The organism is Jatrophihabitans sp. (assembly GCF_036389215.1).
GTDB lineage: Bacteria > Actinomycetota > Actinomycetes > Mycobacteriales > Jatrophihabitantaceae > Jatrophihabitans_A.
The window spans coordinates 1-17,635 of the sequence record NZ_DASVQG010000070.1; the positions used below are offsets into that span (position 1 = coordinate 1).

Annotated in this window: 14 protein-coding genes and 2 pseudogenes; 8 read left to right on the top strand and 8 right to left on the bottom strand. The window is 66.5% G+C overall.

The window, feature by feature from the left end:
• Both VF542_RS03270 and VF542_RS03275 read left to right on the top strand, forming a co-directional pair.
• The coding region (locus VF542_RS03270; protein WP_408650274.1) for an MFS transporter at window positions 1-1,248 on the top strand (1,248 nt) is incomplete at its 5' end.
• Window positions 1,249-1,339: 91 nt separating this feature from the next.
• Entirely contained in the window at window positions 1,340-2,464 is a 1,125-nt protein-coding gene (locus VF542_RS03275) for a phenylacetate--CoA ligase family protein (RefSeq protein WP_408650287.1), read from the top strand.
• A 322-nt stretch (window positions 2,465-2,786) separates the two neighbouring features.
• Here the strand turns inward: VF542_RS03275 and VF542_RS03280 are convergent.
• Window positions 2,787-3,766, bottom strand: a pseudogene (locus tag VF542_RS03280) (NADPH:quinone reductase).
• Between the two features lie 370 nt (window positions 3,767-4,136).
• Between VF542_RS03280 and VF542_RS03285 the strand changes: the two are divergent.
• Window positions 4,137-5,618, top strand: a complete 1,482-nt coding sequence (locus VF542_RS03285) for a tyrosine-type recombinase/integrase (protein WP_408650275.1) — start codon at window positions 4,137-4,139, stop codon at window positions 5,616-5,618.
• Window positions 5,619-6,115: 497 nt separating this feature from the next.
• Here VF542_RS03285 and VF542_RS03290 read toward each other — a convergent pair whose 3' ends face one another.
• From VF542_RS03290 to VF542_RS03310, 5 genes are read right to left on the bottom strand one after another with little or no spacing between them, the layout of a single operon-like run.
• Window positions 6,116-6,736 (bottom strand): hypothetical protein, encoded by a 621-nt coding sequence (locus VF542_RS03290; protein ID WP_408650276.1) that lies wholly within the window; start codon window positions 6,734-6,736, stop codon window positions 6,116-6,118.
• 10 nt (window positions 6,737-6,746) lie between these two features.
• Window positions 6,747-8,381 (bottom strand): ThiF family adenylyltransferase, encoded by a 1,635-nt coding sequence (locus VF542_RS03295; protein ID WP_408650277.1) that lies wholly within the window; start codon window positions 8,379-8,381, stop codon window positions 6,747-6,749.
• Entirely contained in the window at window positions 8,378-8,863 is a 486-nt protein-coding gene (locus VF542_RS03300; protein WP_408650278.1) for a hypothetical protein, read from the bottom strand. Before VF542_RS03300 ends, VF542_RS03295 begins: the two co-directional genes overlap by 4 nt.
• Window positions 8,863-9,417 (bottom strand): hypothetical protein, encoded by a 555-nt coding sequence (locus VF542_RS03305; protein ID WP_408650279.1) that lies wholly within the window; start codon window positions 9,415-9,417, stop codon window positions 8,863-8,865. The genes VF542_RS03300 and VF542_RS03305 overlap by 1 nt, the downstream gene beginning before the upstream one ends.
• Window positions 9,417-9,686 (bottom strand): EsaB/YukD family protein, encoded by a 270-nt coding sequence (locus tag VF542_RS03310; RefSeq protein WP_408650280.1) that lies wholly within the window; start codon window positions 9,684-9,686, stop codon window positions 9,417-9,419. Before VF542_RS03310 ends, VF542_RS03305 begins: the two co-directional genes overlap by 1 nt.
• A gap of 211 nt (window positions 9,687-9,897) precedes the next feature.
• Here VF542_RS03310 and VF542_RS03315 point away from each other — a divergent pair, with 211 nt between their 5' ends.
• The 3 genes and pseudogenes from VF542_RS03315 to VF542_RS03325 all read left to right on the top strand — a co-directional run.
• Window positions 9,898-10,062, top strand: a complete 165-nt coding sequence (locus VF542_RS03315) for a hypothetical protein (protein WP_408650281.1) — start codon at window positions 9,898-9,900, stop codon at window positions 10,060-10,062.
• Window positions 10,063-10,674: 612 nt separating this feature from the next.
• Window positions 10,675-11,448: a hypothetical protein gene (locus VF542_RS03320; protein WP_408650282.1), complete on the top strand. Its 774-nt coding sequence runs from the start codon at window positions 10,675-10,677 to the stop codon at window positions 11,446-11,448.
• 71 nt (window positions 11,449-11,519) lie between these two features.
• A pseudogene (locus VF542_RS03325) lies at window positions 11,520-11,672 on the top strand (toll/interleukin-1 receptor domain-containing protein); the annotation flags it as partial.
• Window positions 11,673-12,222: 550 nt separating this feature from the next.
• Here VF542_RS03325 and VF542_RS03330 read toward each other — a convergent pair.
• Together VF542_RS03330 and VF542_RS03335 are read right to left on the bottom strand one after the other, a co-directional pair.
• Entirely contained in the window at window positions 12,223-13,644 is a 1,422-nt protein-coding gene (locus tag VF542_RS03330) for an argonaute/piwi family protein (protein ID WP_408650284.1), read from the bottom strand.
• Window positions 13,641-15,431, bottom strand: a complete 1,791-nt coding sequence (locus tag VF542_RS03335) for an SIR2 family protein (protein WP_408650285.1) — start codon at window positions 15,429-15,431, stop codon at window positions 13,641-13,643. Before VF542_RS03335 ends, VF542_RS03330 begins: the two co-directional genes overlap by 4 nt.
• A 210-nt stretch (window positions 15,432-15,641) precedes the next feature.
• On the opposite strand from VF542_RS03335, the gene VF542_RS03340 reads away from it, so the two are divergent.
• Together VF542_RS03340 and mobF are read left to right on the top strand one after the other, a co-directional pair.
• On the top strand, window positions 15,642-15,851 hold the full coding sequence (locus VF542_RS03340; RefSeq protein ID WP_408650286.1) for a hypothetical protein: 210 nt from the start codon (window positions 15,642-15,644) through the stop codon (window positions 15,849-15,851).
• Window positions 15,852-15,985: 134 nt separating this feature from the next.
• The coding region (gene mobF / locus VF542_RS03345) for a MobF family relaxase (RefSeq protein ID WP_408650288.1) at window positions 15,986-17,635 on the top strand (1,650 nt) is incomplete at its 3' end.

Consider the following 17,635-nt stretch of genomic DNA (forward strand, 5'->3'; position numbering starts at 1 on the left):
GGGCTGGGGCTACGAGGTAGCCGGTCCATTGACGTGAGCAGGCAACTCAGGCTGCTGCTCGCAGCCGACTTCGCGATGCGGCTGGCCGGGATCGCCTGCTACACGCTGTTCATTGCGGCGATCTACAACACCACCGGCAAAGCCTCCGACATCGGTTTCATCAGCGCGGTGACGGCACTGCCCGCCCTACTGATGGCGCTGTCGGCGGCGAAGTACACCCAACGGTTTTCCGCGGCCAGTTCGGTCCGTTACCTGCTGCTGGCGAGGGCGGTGATCTTCGCGAGCGCCGCGGCGCTGCCGGTCGGCACCGTGGCGATCCTGGTTGTCGCCGGGTTGCACAGCCTGCTGAACCAAGCCGCTGTCAGCGCCAAGATGTCGCTGGACGCCGAACTGCTGGACGACGAGAACCGGCGAAAGTACAACTCCAGCAAGACCATGCTTGTCAACGTGGCCGTAATCGTCGGGCCTCCGTTCGGCGGAGTCGTCGTGCAGTCGCTGGGATACCGGGTCGCGTTGTTGATCATGGCGGCGATCACCCTGCTGGTTCCGCTGGCGCTGCTGGCCGTGCGGCAGCCGGATGTTGAGCTGGAAGCTGAACAAGCCGCAGTTTCTACAACCCCGGCTGCCTCGCTCCGGTACTTGCGCACCGTGCCGTACGTGGCCGCGATCATCAGCCTGTACTGCCTGGTCGCCGTGATCCTCGAGGTCGAGGCACCGTTGATGTTTCCCTTCGTCGACGAGATTTATCATCGGGGCAGCGGCTTTACCGGTCTGCTGCTCGGCTTGGCGGGCATCGGTGGGATCTGCGGAGCCATCCTGGCCCAGCGGCTGCCGGACCTATTCTCCGAATCCTCGATCCCCTGGTTGATCATGCTCGATGGGTTAGCCTTCCTAGTGTTCACGCAATTGCGTGCCCAGCTGCCGGCCGCCGCCGTGTTCGCCCTGCTGGGCGTGATGGGCGCGGTCACCCTCGTCGTGGTCGAGGGCACCGTCCAGCAGCACGTCGTCAAGACGCACCGGCCGTTTGTGTTTTCCGGCATGCAGTTCGCCAGCGGCGCCGGCGGGGCCTCGCTGGGCATCGCCACCGCCTTCTTAGCCCAGGCATACGGCGCGAAACTGGTGTTGGCGGTGTGCGCCATCGCCGAGCTCCTCGCCGGTGGCGGCTGCGTCACCGCTGCCTTCTACTTCAGATCGCGGGAACGGAGGCAGCCTCGTGGCATCCCGGCCGCTCAACGAATGGAATCCTGACCTCGCGCAACGGGCGGTAACGGTAGCGAGCCGGGCCGGCCATCGGCAGCCACCTGGCGTCGGCTTCGCCGAGTTCTGGTCCGCGCTGCCGGTGACCGATGCGCCGGCACCGGCCTTGCCGGTCGGGCTGGGCGATGTCGGCCGCGGAGCACGAATCCTGTTCTCCTCCGGCGGTAGCACCGGCACACCCAAGTTCACCTCCCTCACCATGGACGAGGTATTGCACAACTGCCACGTGCACGGCCGCAGCTACCTGTCCGCTGGGGTCGGGGCCGACGATGTGGTGGCGGTCTGGGGGATGCCTGGTCTGATGTCCTCGGAGTTCACCGTCTATCTCGCCCTCGCGCAGGCGGGTTGCTGCATCCTGCCGATTGGAATTGCCGATCCTGCCGAGATCGCCAGACAGGTGGCACTGCTTCGCGCCACCGTGCTGCTCGTCATGCCCAGTGATCTGCTGCCGGTCGCGCAGTTTCTGGAGCGCGCGGGCAGCCGGCTCAGCTCAGTCCACCTGGTGCTCACCGGTGGCGAGGCGCTGTACCCGGCTGACGAGGCTCGCTATCGGGAGCTCTTCGACCCGCAAGTACGCTTTCGCAGCACCTTCCAGACGAGTGAGGTCGGTGCCATCGGTTACCAGTGCGATGCCTGCGGCTTCGGCGAGTACCACGTTCACGACGATCTGCAGCTGGCGGAGGTCGTTGAGATCAACGCCGAAGGAATCGGCGAGCTGGTGACGACCAACCTGCACCGCCGGTGTAGTCCCGTGCTGCGGCAGCGGACCGGTGACCGGGTGTCCATCATCGACGTGCCATGTGCGTGCGGCAATGCGCAGGCGCGCATCAGGCTGCATGGCCGGACCGGCAAGTTCGTCAACTTCGGTGGCGAGAAGTTCGATGTCAACCTGCTGCTGAACCTCAAGCCGGAACTCGGCCTGCGGTCCGACGACTTCGTAGTCGCCCTGAACCGGGACGACGACGGTCGAGATCGCTTCGTCCTGCATTCCCAGCGAGTTCAGCGTGATGCAGAGCTACGCGAGCGGGTTTCGGCTTACTTTCGCAGACTGAGCCCGAAAGTGTCGGCACAACTGACGGCGGGTTCAGTGGCCGACATCGCATTCGCGGACCTGACCGGTGTCGAGCTGACTGTCACGGTTGCCGGCAAGGCGAAGCATTTCATCGATCAGCGAGAGCCAGCCAGGCCGTCTGATCAGCAGCGGTAGGTCCGGATGTCGGCTGTCCCGCGGCCCAGGTCGCCAGGTGACATCGGCCGAGGCGCAAGCGATCCTGCGCTCAACCCGGAGCACCGGTGCACACATCGACCCGTTCACCCACTCCCTCACTGCACTGGACTGCACTGGACTGGACGAGCGTTGGGCCTACACGACCTAGGACCTCGATCGAGAGCAACGGCTCCTGGGCGGTGAATCGCTTGCCGGGGCCAAGCTCGGTCTGACCAGCCAGGCGAAGCAGGTGCCATCAGCTGGATGTGCGGTGGGCACAAGGAGCCGCAGGCGCCGAGACGTTAGTCGCCCAGCAGGGAGCTCACTGATCGACGGCGACGAGAATCCGGCTCCGAGCGCCGGCGTCGACGCGTTCATGTGCCTCAGCGATCAGGTGCAGCGGAAGTTCCGTGTCCGTGGGGACGGACAGAGTGCCGGCACGCGCAGCCTCGGTGAGGTCGGCGGCCGCTTGCCGCTTGGCCTTGAGCGGGAAGTCGTCGCTGCCGAGGAGACGGATGGTGATGTTGTTGAAAAGCATCGGCCAGAACGGGAACGCCGGCCGGTCCTCGCGGGTGGCGTACGCGGCGATGACGGTGCCGACCTTCGCGATGGCGGCATCGAGATCGGCGTTGTCCGAAAACGCGACCTCGATGATGCGGTCGACCCCTTCGGGTGCGAAACGCCGCAACTGCTCCACCGGGTCGGAGTTGTCCAGCGCCACGACGTGATCGACTCCAGTGGCTCTGGTGGCGGGCAGATCCGAGGTGCGCCTGACAGTGCCGATCACAGTCGCTCCTCCCCACTTGGCGAGCTGGACGGCGAGTGACCCGACGCCACCGAGAACACCGTGGACCAGGACCGTGCTGCCGGTCACGGCTCCGTCGCCGAAGACAGCGCGGTGCGCGGTGATCCCGGGGATTCCCAGGCAGGCGCCGACCTGATCGGATACCTCGTCGGGCAGGTCGACGGCGAGGTGGTCCGGCACGACAGTGCACTCAGCAGCGGTGCCGAACGCGCGGTAGGACTGGGCCCCATACACCCACACCCGACGCCCAGTCCGACTGCGGTCCACGCCGTCGCCGACGGCGTCGATGGTGCCGGCGCCGTCACTGTGCGGTATGACACGCGGGTACGGCATGGAGGAGCCGAGCCAGCCGCGACGCTTCTTCGTATCGCCGGGGTTACGCCGGAAAGACGCAGCCGGACGCGGACCTCGCCAGGCCCCGGTTCAGGGTCGGGCAACTCGCCGATCTGCAGGACGTCGGCCGCCCGTCCCTGCCGCTCGTACCATGCCGCGCGCATGCTCGGTCCTCTCGAGACAGTTGTCGTGCAGGTCAGTAGGTGGCTGGAAAGCCTGTACCAGCCCCGTCATCCGATGGTGCCGGGCGTCCAGGTGCCGGTGAGCTCACTGCGCTGACCCAACCGGCTGAGGTCGGCTGCAGAAACGTGCTCGACCCCGCCGACAGCTAACAGACCGCAACTTGCCGAAGCTGACCGCACCACAATTAAACAGCTAAGGGCCAGACGCCTTGGCGTCTGGCCCTCAATCTGACAGTAGCGGGGACAGGATTTGAACCTGCGACCTCTGGGTTATGAGCTGTCAACCGGTCCCTTGTTGCATCGTACTCGAAACGGGAATAGCCTTATTCTGTAGGGTATTCGGTGTCATTCCATGCCGCCTTATGACGGCTCGTGGCGCACCGTGCGGGGTCATCAGAGGGTCGCGAGCACAGTTGAGGAAACCATGGGCCAGAGTCGCAAACGCATCATCGGCAACGGTGACATTCGCTACACCGCGTACTACGACGATCTCCGCGGCCGGCGCCGCTCCGCCGGCACGTTCGCCAGCAAGAAAGCCGCCGACACGGCCTGGCGCAACGCCGAGTCGCTCCAGGAGTCCGGACATCCGGGTGACCGTCGAGCAGGACAGCGACCATTCGCAGATTACGTCGCTACCACGTGGTTGCCGAACCACGTCATGGAACCCACAACCCGGCAGTCGTACCGCTACAACCTCGACCGGCACATCATCCCGTGGTTCGGGCCGATGAAGATGGCCGACATCCTGCCCATCCACGTCCGTGAATGGGTCATCGACATGGTCACCCGTGGCGTAACCCCGGCCACCATTCGGCACCAGAAGATCATCCTGTCCGCAGTCTTCACGACGGCCCTCAACGATTTCGTCGTCCGCCTGCACCCTTGCCGCGGAGTCAAGACGCCAACCGTCCCAATCAAGTCATTCCGCATCCTAGCCCCGGACGAAGTCGGCCGGCTCTTGCTCGCCCTACCAAACGATCCGACCCGGCTGCTGGTCGATACCTTCATCGGTAGCGGGCTGCGATGGGGCGAGGCGGCCGAATTGCGCCCCGGCGACCTTGAGGAACGCTCGGGAATCCTCACCGTGTCCCGTGCCGTCGTAGAACTTCATCCCGACGACCACCCAACCGGCGATCGATTTCTCATCAAGCCCTACCCCAAGAATAAGCAGTCCCGCCGTTTCCGACTCGACCCCACACTTGTACAGGCCATCGCCACCTACACCGACAAGCATGACTTGTCCCCCGACGACCTTCTGTTCCCGTACGCAATCGTCGCGGCCGGCGCGGGTCAAAGCGCACATCGACACTCGAGCGCCGCGATGTCAGCAGGCCTGGATCTTGTCACTGAGCTGCCTGGGACTGACCCCGGCCACACCCCTCCGGACTTGGGTCTGACCGAACCTAACTCCAACGGACGTCGCTACCGGCACGGCAGCATGTCCGCCTACACCGCGGGAGCCTGCCGGTGCGAACACTGCCGGACCGCGTTCGCCACCTACCGGGCCGCCCGCCGAGCCGACGGTCACGACCAGCCACGCTCACCCCGCCCAGGACCCGTCACCGACGGACACGTTCCTCGCGGGTGGTGGCGCACTCAGGTTTGGTACCCCTCCTGCGACGCCGCCGGACTGGACCCGCGTCCGCGCACCCACGACCTTCGCCACTCCCACGCGTCGTGGCTGCTCGCTGGGGGCGCCGACATCGAAGTCGTCCGTCAACGACTTGGCCACGGCTCCATAACCACCACTGGCAAGTACGTCCACACGCTGCCGACCGCTGACGACACAGCCCTTACCGCACTGGCCCGGACCCGCAACGGACACGCCTTCTGAGCGGAGCTCGGGGCTCGATCCCCGGGCCGGCGCCTGTGCCTCATGGAGATCCTCGTCGGTCCAGTCGACCTTGATCCCCAGGCCGGCACGGCACCACCAGCGCCTACGGTCCGGGTCGGTGCCGCTGCCAACACTGCAAGGGCGCCTGCGCTGCCTACCGCGCCGACCGCCGCACGCCGGCAAAGACAGCCCCCGCCAACCCAACGCCTCGACACCGACGGCCACATCCCCCGAGCCTGGTTCCGCCGGATGATCTGGAACCCCGCCCTCCAAGCCGCCGGAATCACCTTCCAGGTCCGCTTCGAGGACCTCCGCCACGCCCACGCCTCTTGCATCCGGGAGTTGAATCCGGAAGCCGGTGAGCCCGGTTCGCAGCGACAGATTCTGTCGCGGTCACGACCGTGGTCCACAACCACATCTACGGCGAGGGAAACAACATTGCGATAGCGAGCCGCATGTTGCTCAGCACACCGAAGGCCGGGCGGTGACCAGCTGTTTCAGTTGAGGTCCACTGCGTCTTTAAGCGGCTGTCCGTCCCTGCACAGGCTGCAATTGGCGGCCGGCCAGGCCTTCAGATCGAGGTCGGCGATGTGTATGGCTGGGGCGTTGATGGCAGCGGAGATGTTGACCGTTGCACGCGATGCGAAGCACACGACTCCCGCGACATGCCCGCCGACGGACCGAGCTAGGTCCGCGAGGTGGCCCACACCGATGCCTGTGGTGATGATGTCGTTGACGAGCAGTACCCGGGATCCCGGCCGGATAGCGTCGCTCGTGATGCCGTTGGGGCGTCCATCAGGGCCGAGGTTCGCTAGGCTCAGCCGGGCTCCGATGCGGCGCGCGATCGTGCTGGCAAGGGCTACGCCGACAGTGGAGGGGGCGAGGACATCGGTGGGTTGCCACGCGGCAATGCTTCCAAGCGCCCAGTTGGCGATGAGGTCCAACGCGGCTGTGTCGGTGGCAATTCCGCTGAAGGCCACGAAAGTGTCGGTGTGTAAGCCTGCGAGGAGGCGGTAGTGGCCGAGGCGGATGACTCCTGGCCGTGCGATGAGGTCTGCTACGGCGTCGGGATCGCCTAGGAGTGCTTGGACGGCGACTGCGGCTGTTCTGGTCGTCACCTCGGTGATGCTAGCGGTCACCGGGCTGGATGTCTGTGGTGTTTGGTTTGTTGTTATCTGCGTCTAGGTCTGGTGGCCGTAGGTGGTATCGCTCGCGCAGCAGCCGCAGCCTCCTGGTGGATCGGCATAGGCATTCGCTGCCTGGCCAGCGCGGGGGGTTGCTGAGCAGCGCGTACGCGGGCCCCATCGTCGGATCTTCCGCGTACTTGGTAGCTAAGCCGACAGGGCCAAGACGGTGAGTAGCCGCGTCCGGGATCGAGGCTTTCAGCGCTTCGCCGGCCAATAGCGCCCCGGCCAGGGCGGTGACGTGCGGCGCTGCGACGGCCGCGACGGCGCCAGTCGAGGTGGTGATAGTCATGACGCCGTAGAGCAGTTGTTTTCGCCAGGCGACCTCCAGCGTCTCGCCCTGGCTGGAGGCCAGCGACCCGGGAGGCAAATTCCGGTGTCGCTCGATGGCTGTGACGTGCTGAGCGTTTAGCGGGGCGTTGGTTATCAACAGCTGCGAGACCATGCGTTCGCTCATTCCGGTCCCGGCTGCAATAAGCCGCATCAGCACCCGCTCTCGGTCCAGCACATCGGCCATGTGCAGGCAACAGACACACGGCCCGTCATCGGTGCGGTGCCCGGAGATCGTTACCTCATGCGGGTGACATGCTGCGTTGATCACCTCCAGGGGCAGGCAGTCCTGAATCGCCCGCCGGGAGGCGGCGCTGTCCACAGCGGCGAGGGTCAACGGCAGCATCGCCTGGCGATCGTGGGTGGCCTGATAGTTGCTGATGTCACCGAAGTGGGCTGTCACCGCGAGAGCCGGCTGCCGATGTGCCAACGCCCGAGCGGCGACGTCGACCTTGCGCTCGCCGGCTGCGGCAGCCGCGGCGGTAGCCAGAAGCGCACGATCCGGGTTATGCGGCTCCAGGCATTGAGGATCGACGATGACCAGTCGGCCGATGAGGTCGGGGGTGGCCGCGAAGGTGTAAACGGCGGCCCCTCCTACCGAGCCGGCGCCGACCAGCACCGCATCGACCCCTTGGGGCAGCAGCGCTGGCTCGGACAGCGGATCGGCCGAGAAATCGTAGGTGAGGGCGCTGGCATAGCAACTGGTGGGTGTCTCGGCGACGGCGCGGGCGGCAGAGGCCGACACGCTTTGCAGGACCCGGCACATGACCGCGGCCGCCGCACGGCACGCTGCGGCTATCGGGCCGACTGCGACCAGCGGACCAGGCTGGTGGTCAAGACATGAGGGTGTGCTACCGAGATAGCTGATCCACCCGTTGCCATCGACATGCAGGCTCGCGGCCGAGTGGGGCGGGGCCTGCCCGAGAAACACCACGATCTCCGGCGCGGCGTCACCGGCGGATTCGGGAAGGGATAGGCCGCCGTTCGCTAGCGCCGTCCTTACTCTGTCGAGTAGCAGCGGCGGCCCTGGCGGGAGGAGCTCGCTCGCCTCTAATTCCGGATTCAGCTCTACCGTCACCTGCGGCAGGAGTCGGCCCAGCAGGTCCACCAGGGTCAATAGCAGCAGCTGATGGTGCCACTCCGGCCGGGAGGGCGGCACGATCCTGACCCGCGCACCGTCGAGCAGGGCAAGGACGGCCGCGCCGTCTGCGTCGGGGCCCGCGAGTACCCGTAGCCTGCGATCTGTCATAGAACGGTGAACCTCCGGCTGACCTCGGCGGCGGTGAGTTCCACCCATCCGGTTCCATGCCGCAGTTCATTGACGCTGCATCGCGCCAGCTTGAGTGCGTCGCGGGCGAAATACGGCACCACAATCGAGATCGCGCCGTGGTGGCTGATGAGCATGTTCGTGTCGTCGACATCGGAGTGGTAGGCCTCGGTTGGATGGGTGTGCAGCCGGGCCAGCACGAACACGTCGTCGGGCAGTATCTCGATCAGCTCGCTGAGCGCTTCAGGCGGTACTTCGACAGCGCACCCCGCATCGCTCCGATAGGCGATCTGTCCGGGGCTGACGGCGGCTGTAATTCTGGCCGTGGTGTCGTCGACTACGTTGCCGACCCATACCACCACCGCTTCCAGGCCTTTCAGGCCGCGTTCACGGAGCATTTCGCGGGAGTCGGAAAGAACCGTGGCCGGGACGGTGTAGTGCTGAAGAGTTGCCGGGATTCGCATTAGTTGCCGATGAATCTAGTCGAGAACTCGTGCAGCAATTCCTCTACGACGCTATGCAAGGCCAGACCCTCACGGTGTCGGTCCCACGGATCGTCCTCGTGCTCGTGATGGGTGTGGTATTCACGCAGGCCACGGCGGCAGAACCACAGCCTGTCGTAATCGCGATGGCCTGGCACGACGCCTTGCCCGTCCAAGGACTTCGGCCACTGCGTCGCTGGCAGCGGGGAACGATCCGGGAGAAGAAGCTCTGCGGTCGGTGGCTGCGCGTCATAATCGGTCAAGTCCATGGCCAGCAGCAATGCTCGCTCCTCCGGCGGGGCGCCCAGCAGAACCACCCGAGCGCCGAATGCCAGGTTCACCCCGCCGGGGCCGAGCAGTGAACTCGGTACAGCTGTATCCACCATCTGCCGAACACGAACCGTGAACGGGATGTAAAGGCGAACGTCATCTTCGAGGACGGCCGTGCCTGCGCCGAGTTCAGGCCGTTCGGAAAGCCGTTCCCGAAGCACCTCCACCGACGCAGCCACGTGCTCGGCAACATCCGCCGGATGCATCAGCCGTCCTGAGCCTGATTCGTCTGAAGCACAAGAACGTCCCCGTCACGTACTCCCAGATCGGCCAGCTTCTCGCCTAGGGCCAGATCCCCGCCACCGGCTTCCCGCCGCAAGGTGTAGCTCACGCTTCCGCCGGTCGCCAGACCGAAATATCGGATGGCTTCGTCTAATACCTTCTGAGCCCGGTTCTGTGCATTGAAGCGCTCGGTGAATCGGCCAGACGTGGACTTGATGGTCAGAGACAATTGCTGATGCTGCTGGGTTTCCACAACCACTCCTCGGTATCAATCTGTGCAGGCGGGCACGCAGTTCGCACCCTGGGGAGCCATCATGCCGTCTGGTACCGACAACAGAGCGGAGCACCGAGGGCATACGCGATCCGCAGGTAGTGCGCACCCCAATAGCACAATGCTATGAAACAGATATCAAGCGGACACCCTTCTCGGGTTGTCCGTGTCAGCGAGTGGTAGCGGTGATGCCATGATCAATCAGCTGGAGGGTGGCACTCTGGAATCGGACGTCGGCGGCGGTGTGCACCTCAGGCTCGCCTGCGGGCTGTTCACCACCGAAGGCCGCATCGACGACGCTGATGTCATGGTGCGCACTTGCAGCCGGCACAGAAGCCCAGCAGCGTCGGCGCAATAGACAGCTGCGACGGTGCCTGGGTCGATCTGGGCCGTCGGGTGGGTGCCGGCTGAGGCGACGGGGACGGCGCTGGGGTGCAGCACGAGACCACCGGCCACGGCGGCGGCGATCCGGCGTTCCGGACCCGCCAGCTCCTGCGCCGCCGCGCCGACCGGCTTACCCCAGTGCTCAGTCTTTGGCCGCGTCTAGGCAGGCACCTATTCGTCGTCAGTACGTGCCCAATCTGCCGCATTTCCCCCTGAATGCCTACGTTGGATGTTAGGTTGGCGCTGTCTATGTCCCTGCCTTGACCGTTGATGGACCGCGCGATTGAGGCTGTGTCTGCGGGGGGCCTGCGTGAAGCGTTCCCATCACCGGCCAAGTGCCGCAGTGCGCTTCGTGATGGTGATTGCGCTGGCCTTCGGTGCGGTGTCTGGCGCGCAATTGGGGATCTCGCCCAAAGCGAGCCCGGCGCGGGCTGATGCGGCGATTGGGCTGACGGGGTTGTTCGTGCCGGCGCAGGGGACGCTGCTCGATACCCGATCGGGGGTCGGTGGGGTCTCGGGGCCTGTGGCGGCCGGTGCTTGGAATTGGGTACAGGCGACCGGTGTAGCCGGGATTCCCATCTCGGGTGTGTCGTCGGTGCAGGTGTCGGTGACGGTGACGGTGTTCAGCCCGTCGTTATCGGGATACCTGAAGCTCACCGCGGACAACACCGAGGTGCCGACGTCCGCCTTGGTCTACACCGGTGGCGGCCTGTCGGTGTCGGCGAGCTCGATCGTGGCGCTGGCCGGAAACGGTCAGTTCGGCGTCCTGTCGCAGCGGTCGGTGTCGATCTTGATCGCGGTGCAGGGCTACTACACTGCGGGAACCGGCGCCCCTGCGCCCGGCGGGTACGTCCCGGTGAAGCCGACCCGGCTGGTCGATACCCGCTACGGCACCGGGCTGCCACAAACCAAACTGCCTCCCAACTCGACCACGAGCGTCAAGGTCGGTGGGCTGGCCAGCGTGCCGGCCGACGCGTCGGCGGCGTACGTCATGCTGACCGCCATCTCCAGCAGCACGACGGCTGGGTACTTCGCGCCGTATCCGACCGGAACCACGAGGCCGGCCAACGTGTCGCTGAACTACCTGGCCAACACCGCAACCATCGTCGGTGCGGCGGTGGACCTAGGCACCGATGGCCAGTTCGATCTGTGGATCGGCCCGGCCGGCACTGCGGTCGATCTCGTGGTCGACCTGGTCGGCTACTACAGCGCAGCTTCCGGCACGGGCGGAGCGTTCACACCGGCCTCGGCCGGGTGTATGACTCCCGCGTCGGCACGGACACTCCGGTGCCGGCCAATACCAGCCGCCGGGTGCGGGTCGGCGGGGCTGTCGGAGTGCCGCTGCCGTCAGCCGGCGTGAGCGCCTACGCCATCAACGCCCAGATCGTGCACTCGGGCACCAGCTACGGCTACCTCGCCCTGGCCCCCGGCGTCATCCCAGTCCTGCACGGGGTGACGTTCAACGAGCTGAACGACGTCAGCCCGATGCTCGCCTCGCACACCGGACTGAACACTCAGGACTCGTCGCTGGACGACGTCGCCGGCAAGATTGCAGCCGCTGCGGCCGCGCTCCCGGCTGCCTGAGGACCGACGCGAATCTGCGCCAGCACGAGCACTGGTGGAGTCGCAGTCGGCCGGTGCTCGCCCCTCAGCGAGCCCTCGGCCGGCTGACGTCACATTCTGCTTCTCGGCCTGCGCGGCTGCCGCCAGCAGCGCGGCGGCAATCGTGCGGGCGGTGCCGGGCGACATGAGCGCCACGAACCGGCCCATGATGCTCGGCGGCTCCAGTACCGCGCGGACCATGCCCGGGCCGGTTAGCTCAGACCATCGGGCGGCGAGGTCAATGGTCACGTCGATGTTCATGCCGGCCTCACCGATAGCCGTTGCTTCCCTGGCAACCGGCCTGCTGACCACTTTGGCCTGGCACGCGCTTGCTTATCCGACCCAGCCCGGCTCGACTTCCAGCCCACACCCGGCCCGTTGTTGACGCACAACCGCTTTCGTCACCCCGAAGCCAGTCCCGACACACCTCATGCACTCTGGCGGGCACGTGCCCGTCTTCTGAAAGTCCGGTGCGCAGTGAACGGTTGATCGAACGGTGTCTGACGGACTGCGACGTCAGGCGGGCTTCGGTTCACATGAACAGGCGGAAGTCGTATGGTCGTGCCGGTAGGTTCTCGGTCTTGACGATGCGCGCCAGCACCTGCGCGTATCGGATGGTCACCGGCAGCGATGTGTATGGGCTGTCGCTGTTGAAGTCCATCTTCGACAGCGCCAGGACCGGCCCAGCCATCTCCTCCAACGGCCCGGACCCGGCCCAGCGGGTCAGCTGCAGCGGCCGCGGCGTGCCCTTGCCGCCGGGCAGGTAGTTCCGCCCGCCTGCGGTCATGGCCGGGCTGTTACCTGCCACCCACAGCAGGGCGGAGAACTCATCAAGCTGCACCAGATTCCCCCGCGAGGTCGCGTACGGAAACTTCGGCGCACCAGAGCCGGTTACCGACTCGACCTCGACACCGCGCCATGCGGGGGTCGCGATGGTGACGCACGAGAGGTTGTCCGCCGTCCCCCATGCTTGGATGCAGCCGTTGACCTCGTCGCTGGTGAAGTCGGTCTGCTTGTGGACCACGATGCTGACCGGGCGTCTTCCGGCGTGCCGGTCGGCGTAGACATCCAACGCACGCGAAAGCACGGTGCGCATCTGCTCAGCACTCAGTAGCGGATTGCGCGCATCGACCTCGTTACCGAAGTCGTGCGCCACGAACTCCAGCCCGCCGCCAGCGGAGTCGAACATCTGGCTGCAGCACACAACGAACTGCTGGTCGGGCCCACCGGGCTCACGCACACCGTAGGCAAGCCCGACGTAGACCGTGCCAGGGTTCATCAGACCGCCGGTGACGAGCTTATAAGGCACCCCCCCGGCTTTGGCGTACAGCGCGCTGGCCAGACGCCATCGCACCGATGCGCGACAGTGGTAGCTCATCGGCTGGTCGTTGAGCACCTGCGTGCGGACCGGCTCATTCAGCTGTGCGGCGAACGCCTTGATGTGATCGTGTACATCGAGCCCATCGGCTGTGAAGTACCGCGACCAGCGCTCAGGCAGATGAACCACGACCACGTCAAAGCTGCTGCCAGAATCGCGGACGCGGCGGATCTCGCCGCAGACGGTGTCGGCCAGCAACCTCGCCGGTGTGGAGCTTGCCGCCAACTGGGCGTCGAGATCGCCCGGCAGCGCGACACGCCTCTGCCCAGCCGCGTAAAGGTGAGTGCGGAACGCCGCATTGAAACCGGGGAACGGCGGCAGGTACTCCCGCCGCTCTCGCGGCTGCGCCTCATCACGCAGCTCGCGCAGTAGCCCTGCCACTTTGTCAGCGGTATCTGCCGGCGCGATAGCGAGAACCCGGATGGCGTCTTCGGGTCCAAACAGCGCGCTCGAATGTGGGCCGAACTGCCTTAGCCCTGCCAACGGATTTCGGTGGACCGCCGAGGCGTCTGTCGGGCTGAACGACAGCAGCGGCTCCGCCAAGCGCGTGTGCGACAGCAGCAGATTGTCGGTCATCGGGAACCTCCATTGACGGGGAACTGGCCGCCGGGCGCGAGCACCGATGCCAGCGGCGTGGCCGAGAGCCGAAATGCCGCTTGCACCCCGTCGCCTTCAGGGACGTCCCACACGGGCAGGTCCTCCGGGCTCAGCAGCGATAGCCACCCCCGCAGCAGTTGTCCGGTCCTGGACGTGTACCGCGTCGCGAGCCGCTCTCGGGTGAACTCCTGTCCGGCGGCTCGGACCGCGGCCCGCTGCGCCGCGTCCTCACCAGCCGGGCGGATCCAGATGTCCGGTGTCAGCAGCAGATGCCAGTGCCCGGCGACCTGCGCCAGCGACAGGGTCACCGCCTCCGCCCACGGCACCGATAGCCCCTCGACTTTCAACGTGCCGGTCACCGGTCCGCCCACCGCGGATGACAGGACAGACTGCGCTCGTGACGGTCCGGTCTCGCTTCGCGGTGTGGCGACGCGCACCTGGTGGCGGCGGTTGGTGCGCAGCACCGGCGTCAACCCACGCACGTGGCCGCACGCCAGCGCCGCCGCCTCCACCAACAGCCCGTGGGCCAGTGTGCTGTCGGACGCATTCAGTGGGACCACCTGCTCTGTAGGGTTCCCTCCGAGCGGGCGCAGCGCCTGCTGAAGATCGGAGTCACGGCCAAAGCCGAGCCAGCGGCCGTCGACCTTCGCGGCGCTAGCCTTGGCGTGGGCCTGCCGTAGAGCGTCCCGGACCTGCTCGGCGGTCACTTTCGAGGGCATATCCAGCACCCGCGCCTGCCTGGGCGCGGTAAGCACGCGCGCGGCACATAGGTGGACCTGCGGGTACCGGCCCTCTTGTGCCGGGGCGGGCATGGCTGCGGGTCGGCGCACGGGCGGCGGACTCAGCTGGGCCAGGTAGTCGGTGATGTTATCCGGCAAAGCTACGGCGCGGCGCACCTGCGTCATCAGGTCGCTGAAGTTGCCCGCGACGAGCTCCTGGACTGGTGACACGCCAGCGGTACGGGCTGCCTCCAGCAGCTTGAGCACCTCCGGCGCCAGCTCGTCCTCGGGCCGACGCATCCACGTCAGCCCGTTCGGGTACGGCGTGTCGTGCTCAAGGACGTCGGTCAGCATACGCATCACGGCTGGGTCTCTGCCGGAGTAGCCGACGACGATGAGCCCGAACCGCGACAGCTTGGAGCGGACCGCGCCACGAAGCACCTCGTCGCCGACGGCGAGTTCGTCGACGGTGTTCATAGGAGTGACTGTCCCGAGGTCGCCGTGGATCTTCATCAGCAGCGGCGACTTGTCCGTCGCGACCGCGTAGTCAGTGTTGGCCGAGCTGTGCGGTGCCAGCACCGTCAGCCGCGGCAGGCCCAGCGCAGCACGCAGCCCGTCGTAGGCGTCCTCGATGAGCGAATCGAAGTTCGTTGTCACCACTAAGGGGGCGGCGCCGGCGGCCATCATGGCCGCGAGCCCATGATGGCCGAAGTGGGGCCGTCGCCCGTCCAGCTCACCTTCGAGCCAACGTGCGCGGATGTCCTGCTCGGGGAAGACCCGGTCGAACACGGCGCTGTACATGGCGATATCGCGCAGCGCAGGGAGCCCGTTGCGCCCGTCGTAGGCGGCGCGGACATTCTGGAGCCAGTTGGGTCGCGCTTCGACCTCAGCGACGGTGAGGTTGTTCTCTCGCGCGTACAGCTCAGTCAGGAGGCGGTCGATGAGTTGAGCGGCGGTCGGGACGGCCGATTCGGCTGAAGCGCCCGCACCGAGAAGCCACGCGGTGCCTGTGGCACGCATCCCGAGCGCGTGCGCCTGCGTGCGCAAATCTGGAGGTCGAGGAGGGGACGAGGACATGACGGCCTGCTCTCTGGCCGCCTAAAGGAAGGGGAGTGGGTTGATGCTCGGGTCGTACCGGGATCGACGGCCAGGGTCACTGTAAGCCTGGTCACTGACAAAGCGCCGAACAACACATTCGGCGTGTCCGGGCCGCCTCACGACTGCCCGGCCGGTGGCAACACCGGCGCTCTGTGGAGCATGACCGCGCGTGACCGCCGCGATGCCCTTGGGGTCGCCGAGGTGCTCGATCCGATCAGAGCCGACACCACCGCCGTCTCCGCTGCCGTGACCTCAGTTCTAAATAACTCCGCATTCCGGCGAGTAGCGGAACAGCTGAAGGATGCGGCTGCGGCCCAGCCGACCGCCGACACGACCCAGCATGGGTCGCGAACCTCGCTGCCGAGTTGAACACACCACCTCACTGAATCTTTAGATTCTCGAGCGAAGCGCCATCGGATGAACTCCCAAGCGGTACAGCCCTGCTACCGACAATGGTCGGGTTGACAGGTTAGAGCACCGGGTCAGGCGACTGTCTGGTCGTGATGTCGCTGCACAAGCTGTCGGCGGGCGACGGGTATACGTACCTGACCCGCCAGGTGGCGGCGGCTGACGCCACGCATCGGGGATACGGCGACCTCGCAGCCTATTACAGCGAGAAGGGCGAGGCTCCCGGCGTCTGGCTGGGTACCGGCCTCTCCAGCCTGACTGATTTTCCGGTAGCCGGGTATGTCACCGAGGCGCAGATGAGGGCGCTGTTCGGCCAGGGCCGGCATCCGAACGCCGAAGCGATCGAGCAAGCAGCCAGGGCTGCGGACAAAAATCATTCCGAGATCGATGCGGCTAGCCGGCTGGGCAATCCGTATCGGGTTTACGAGCAGGTCAACATGTTCCACCGCCGCTCGGCCGGGGCGTTCCGCGACTACAACACCGGGCAGGGACTGCACGTCGACACCTCCGTTCCGGCCGAGGTACGAGCCGGGATCCGGAGCGACATCGCGGCCAGAATGTTCGGCGAAACCTACGGCCGTGACCCGGTCGATGCCCGGGAGCTGTCGGGTCATCTGGCCCGCATCTCGCGGCAGGCCAGCACCGCGGTGGCCGGGTACGACCTGACCTTCTCACCCGTCAAGAGTGTGTCCACGCTGTGGGCGGTCGCGCCGCGCGAGGTCGCGGCGATCATCGAACGGGCCCACTCCGACGCCGTCAACGACACCATCACGTGGTTGGAGAAGAACGCGACCTACACCCGGCGCGGCAAGGGTGGCGTCGCTCAGGTCGAGGTGCACGGTCTGATCGCGGCCGCGTTCACCCACCGCGATTCCCGCGCCGGCGACCCGGATCTGCACACCCACGTCGCGGTGTCGAACAAGGTGCAGGCCAAGGACGACGGACAATGGCTGGCGCTGGACGGGCGCCCGTTGTTCAAGAACAACGTAGCCGCCTCCGAGCGATACAACACCCGCCTGGAGGCGCTGCTGATCGACCGGCTTGGCGTCAGGTTCGCTGACCGGCCGGGCACCGACCCCAGCAAGCGACCCATCCGGGAGATCGTCGGCGTGGACGGTGCCCTGCCCCGGTACTGGTCCAAGCGCCGGGCATCGATCGATCTGCGCCGCGCGGCCCTGTCGGCGAAGTTCCAGGCCGATCATGGGCGGCCGCCGACGGCAAACGAGGCTCGGGAACTGGCGCAGCAGGCCAATCTCGAGACCCGTCAGCGCAAGCACGAACCCCGCGCGCACGCAGAACAGCGGGCGACCTGGCGCGCCGAAGCGCTGGCCGTACTGGGCGGCGAGGCCGGGCTCCGCGACTACGTCCACCGTGCCCTGCACCCGCCCGGCCGCCGCCGGCCACGGCTGCGGGCCACCACTCGATGGGTGCAGGAGACCGCGCGCGAGGTCCTGACCATTGTGCAGTCCTCCCGCGCGATGTGGCAGGAAAATCACGTCCGAGCGGAGGCGGAGCGGCGTGTGCGCGCCGCCGACATCCCACTCGGCGAGGTGGACGGAGCAGTCAACGCCGTCATCTCCCACGCACTCTCACCGGTGCTGTCGCTGCCCCTGGACAGCGCTGAGCCGGTCAGTGAACCGGCCGCGTTGCGCCGCTCCGACGGCACCTCGGTTTACACGGTCGCCGGGTCCGCGCTCTACACATCGCGGGAGATCGTCGCCGCGGAACAGGCCATCATCGCGGCC

Coding starts and splice junctions, on each gene's coding strand:
- VF542_RS03330 (WP_408650284.1), bottom strand. CDS start 13,644: ATGACCGACAATCTGCTGCTGTCGCACACGCGCTTGGCGGAGCCGCTG.
- VF542_RS03300 (WP_408650278.1), bottom strand. CDS start 8,863: ATGCGAATCCCGGCAACTCTTCAGCACTACACCGTCCCGGCCACGGTT.
- VF542_RS03295 (WP_408650277.1), bottom strand. CDS start 8,381: ATGACAGATCGCAGGCTACGGGTACTCGCGGGCCCCGACGCAGACGGC.
- VF542_RS03315 (WP_408650281.1), top strand. CDS start 9,898: ATGATCAATCAGCTGGAGGGTGGCACTCTGGAATCGGACGTCGGCGGC.
- VF542_RS03305 (WP_408650279.1), bottom strand. CDS start 9,417: ATGCATCCGGCGGATGTTGCCGAGCACGTGGCTGCGTCGGTGGAGGTG.
- VF542_RS03285 (WP_408650275.1), top strand. CDS start 4,137: ATGCCGCCTTATGACGGCTCGTGGCGCACCGTGCGGGGTCATCAGAGG.
- VF542_RS03340 (WP_408650286.1), top strand. CDS start 15,642: ATGACCGCGCGTGACCGCCGCGATGCCCTTGGGGTCGCCGAGGTGCTC.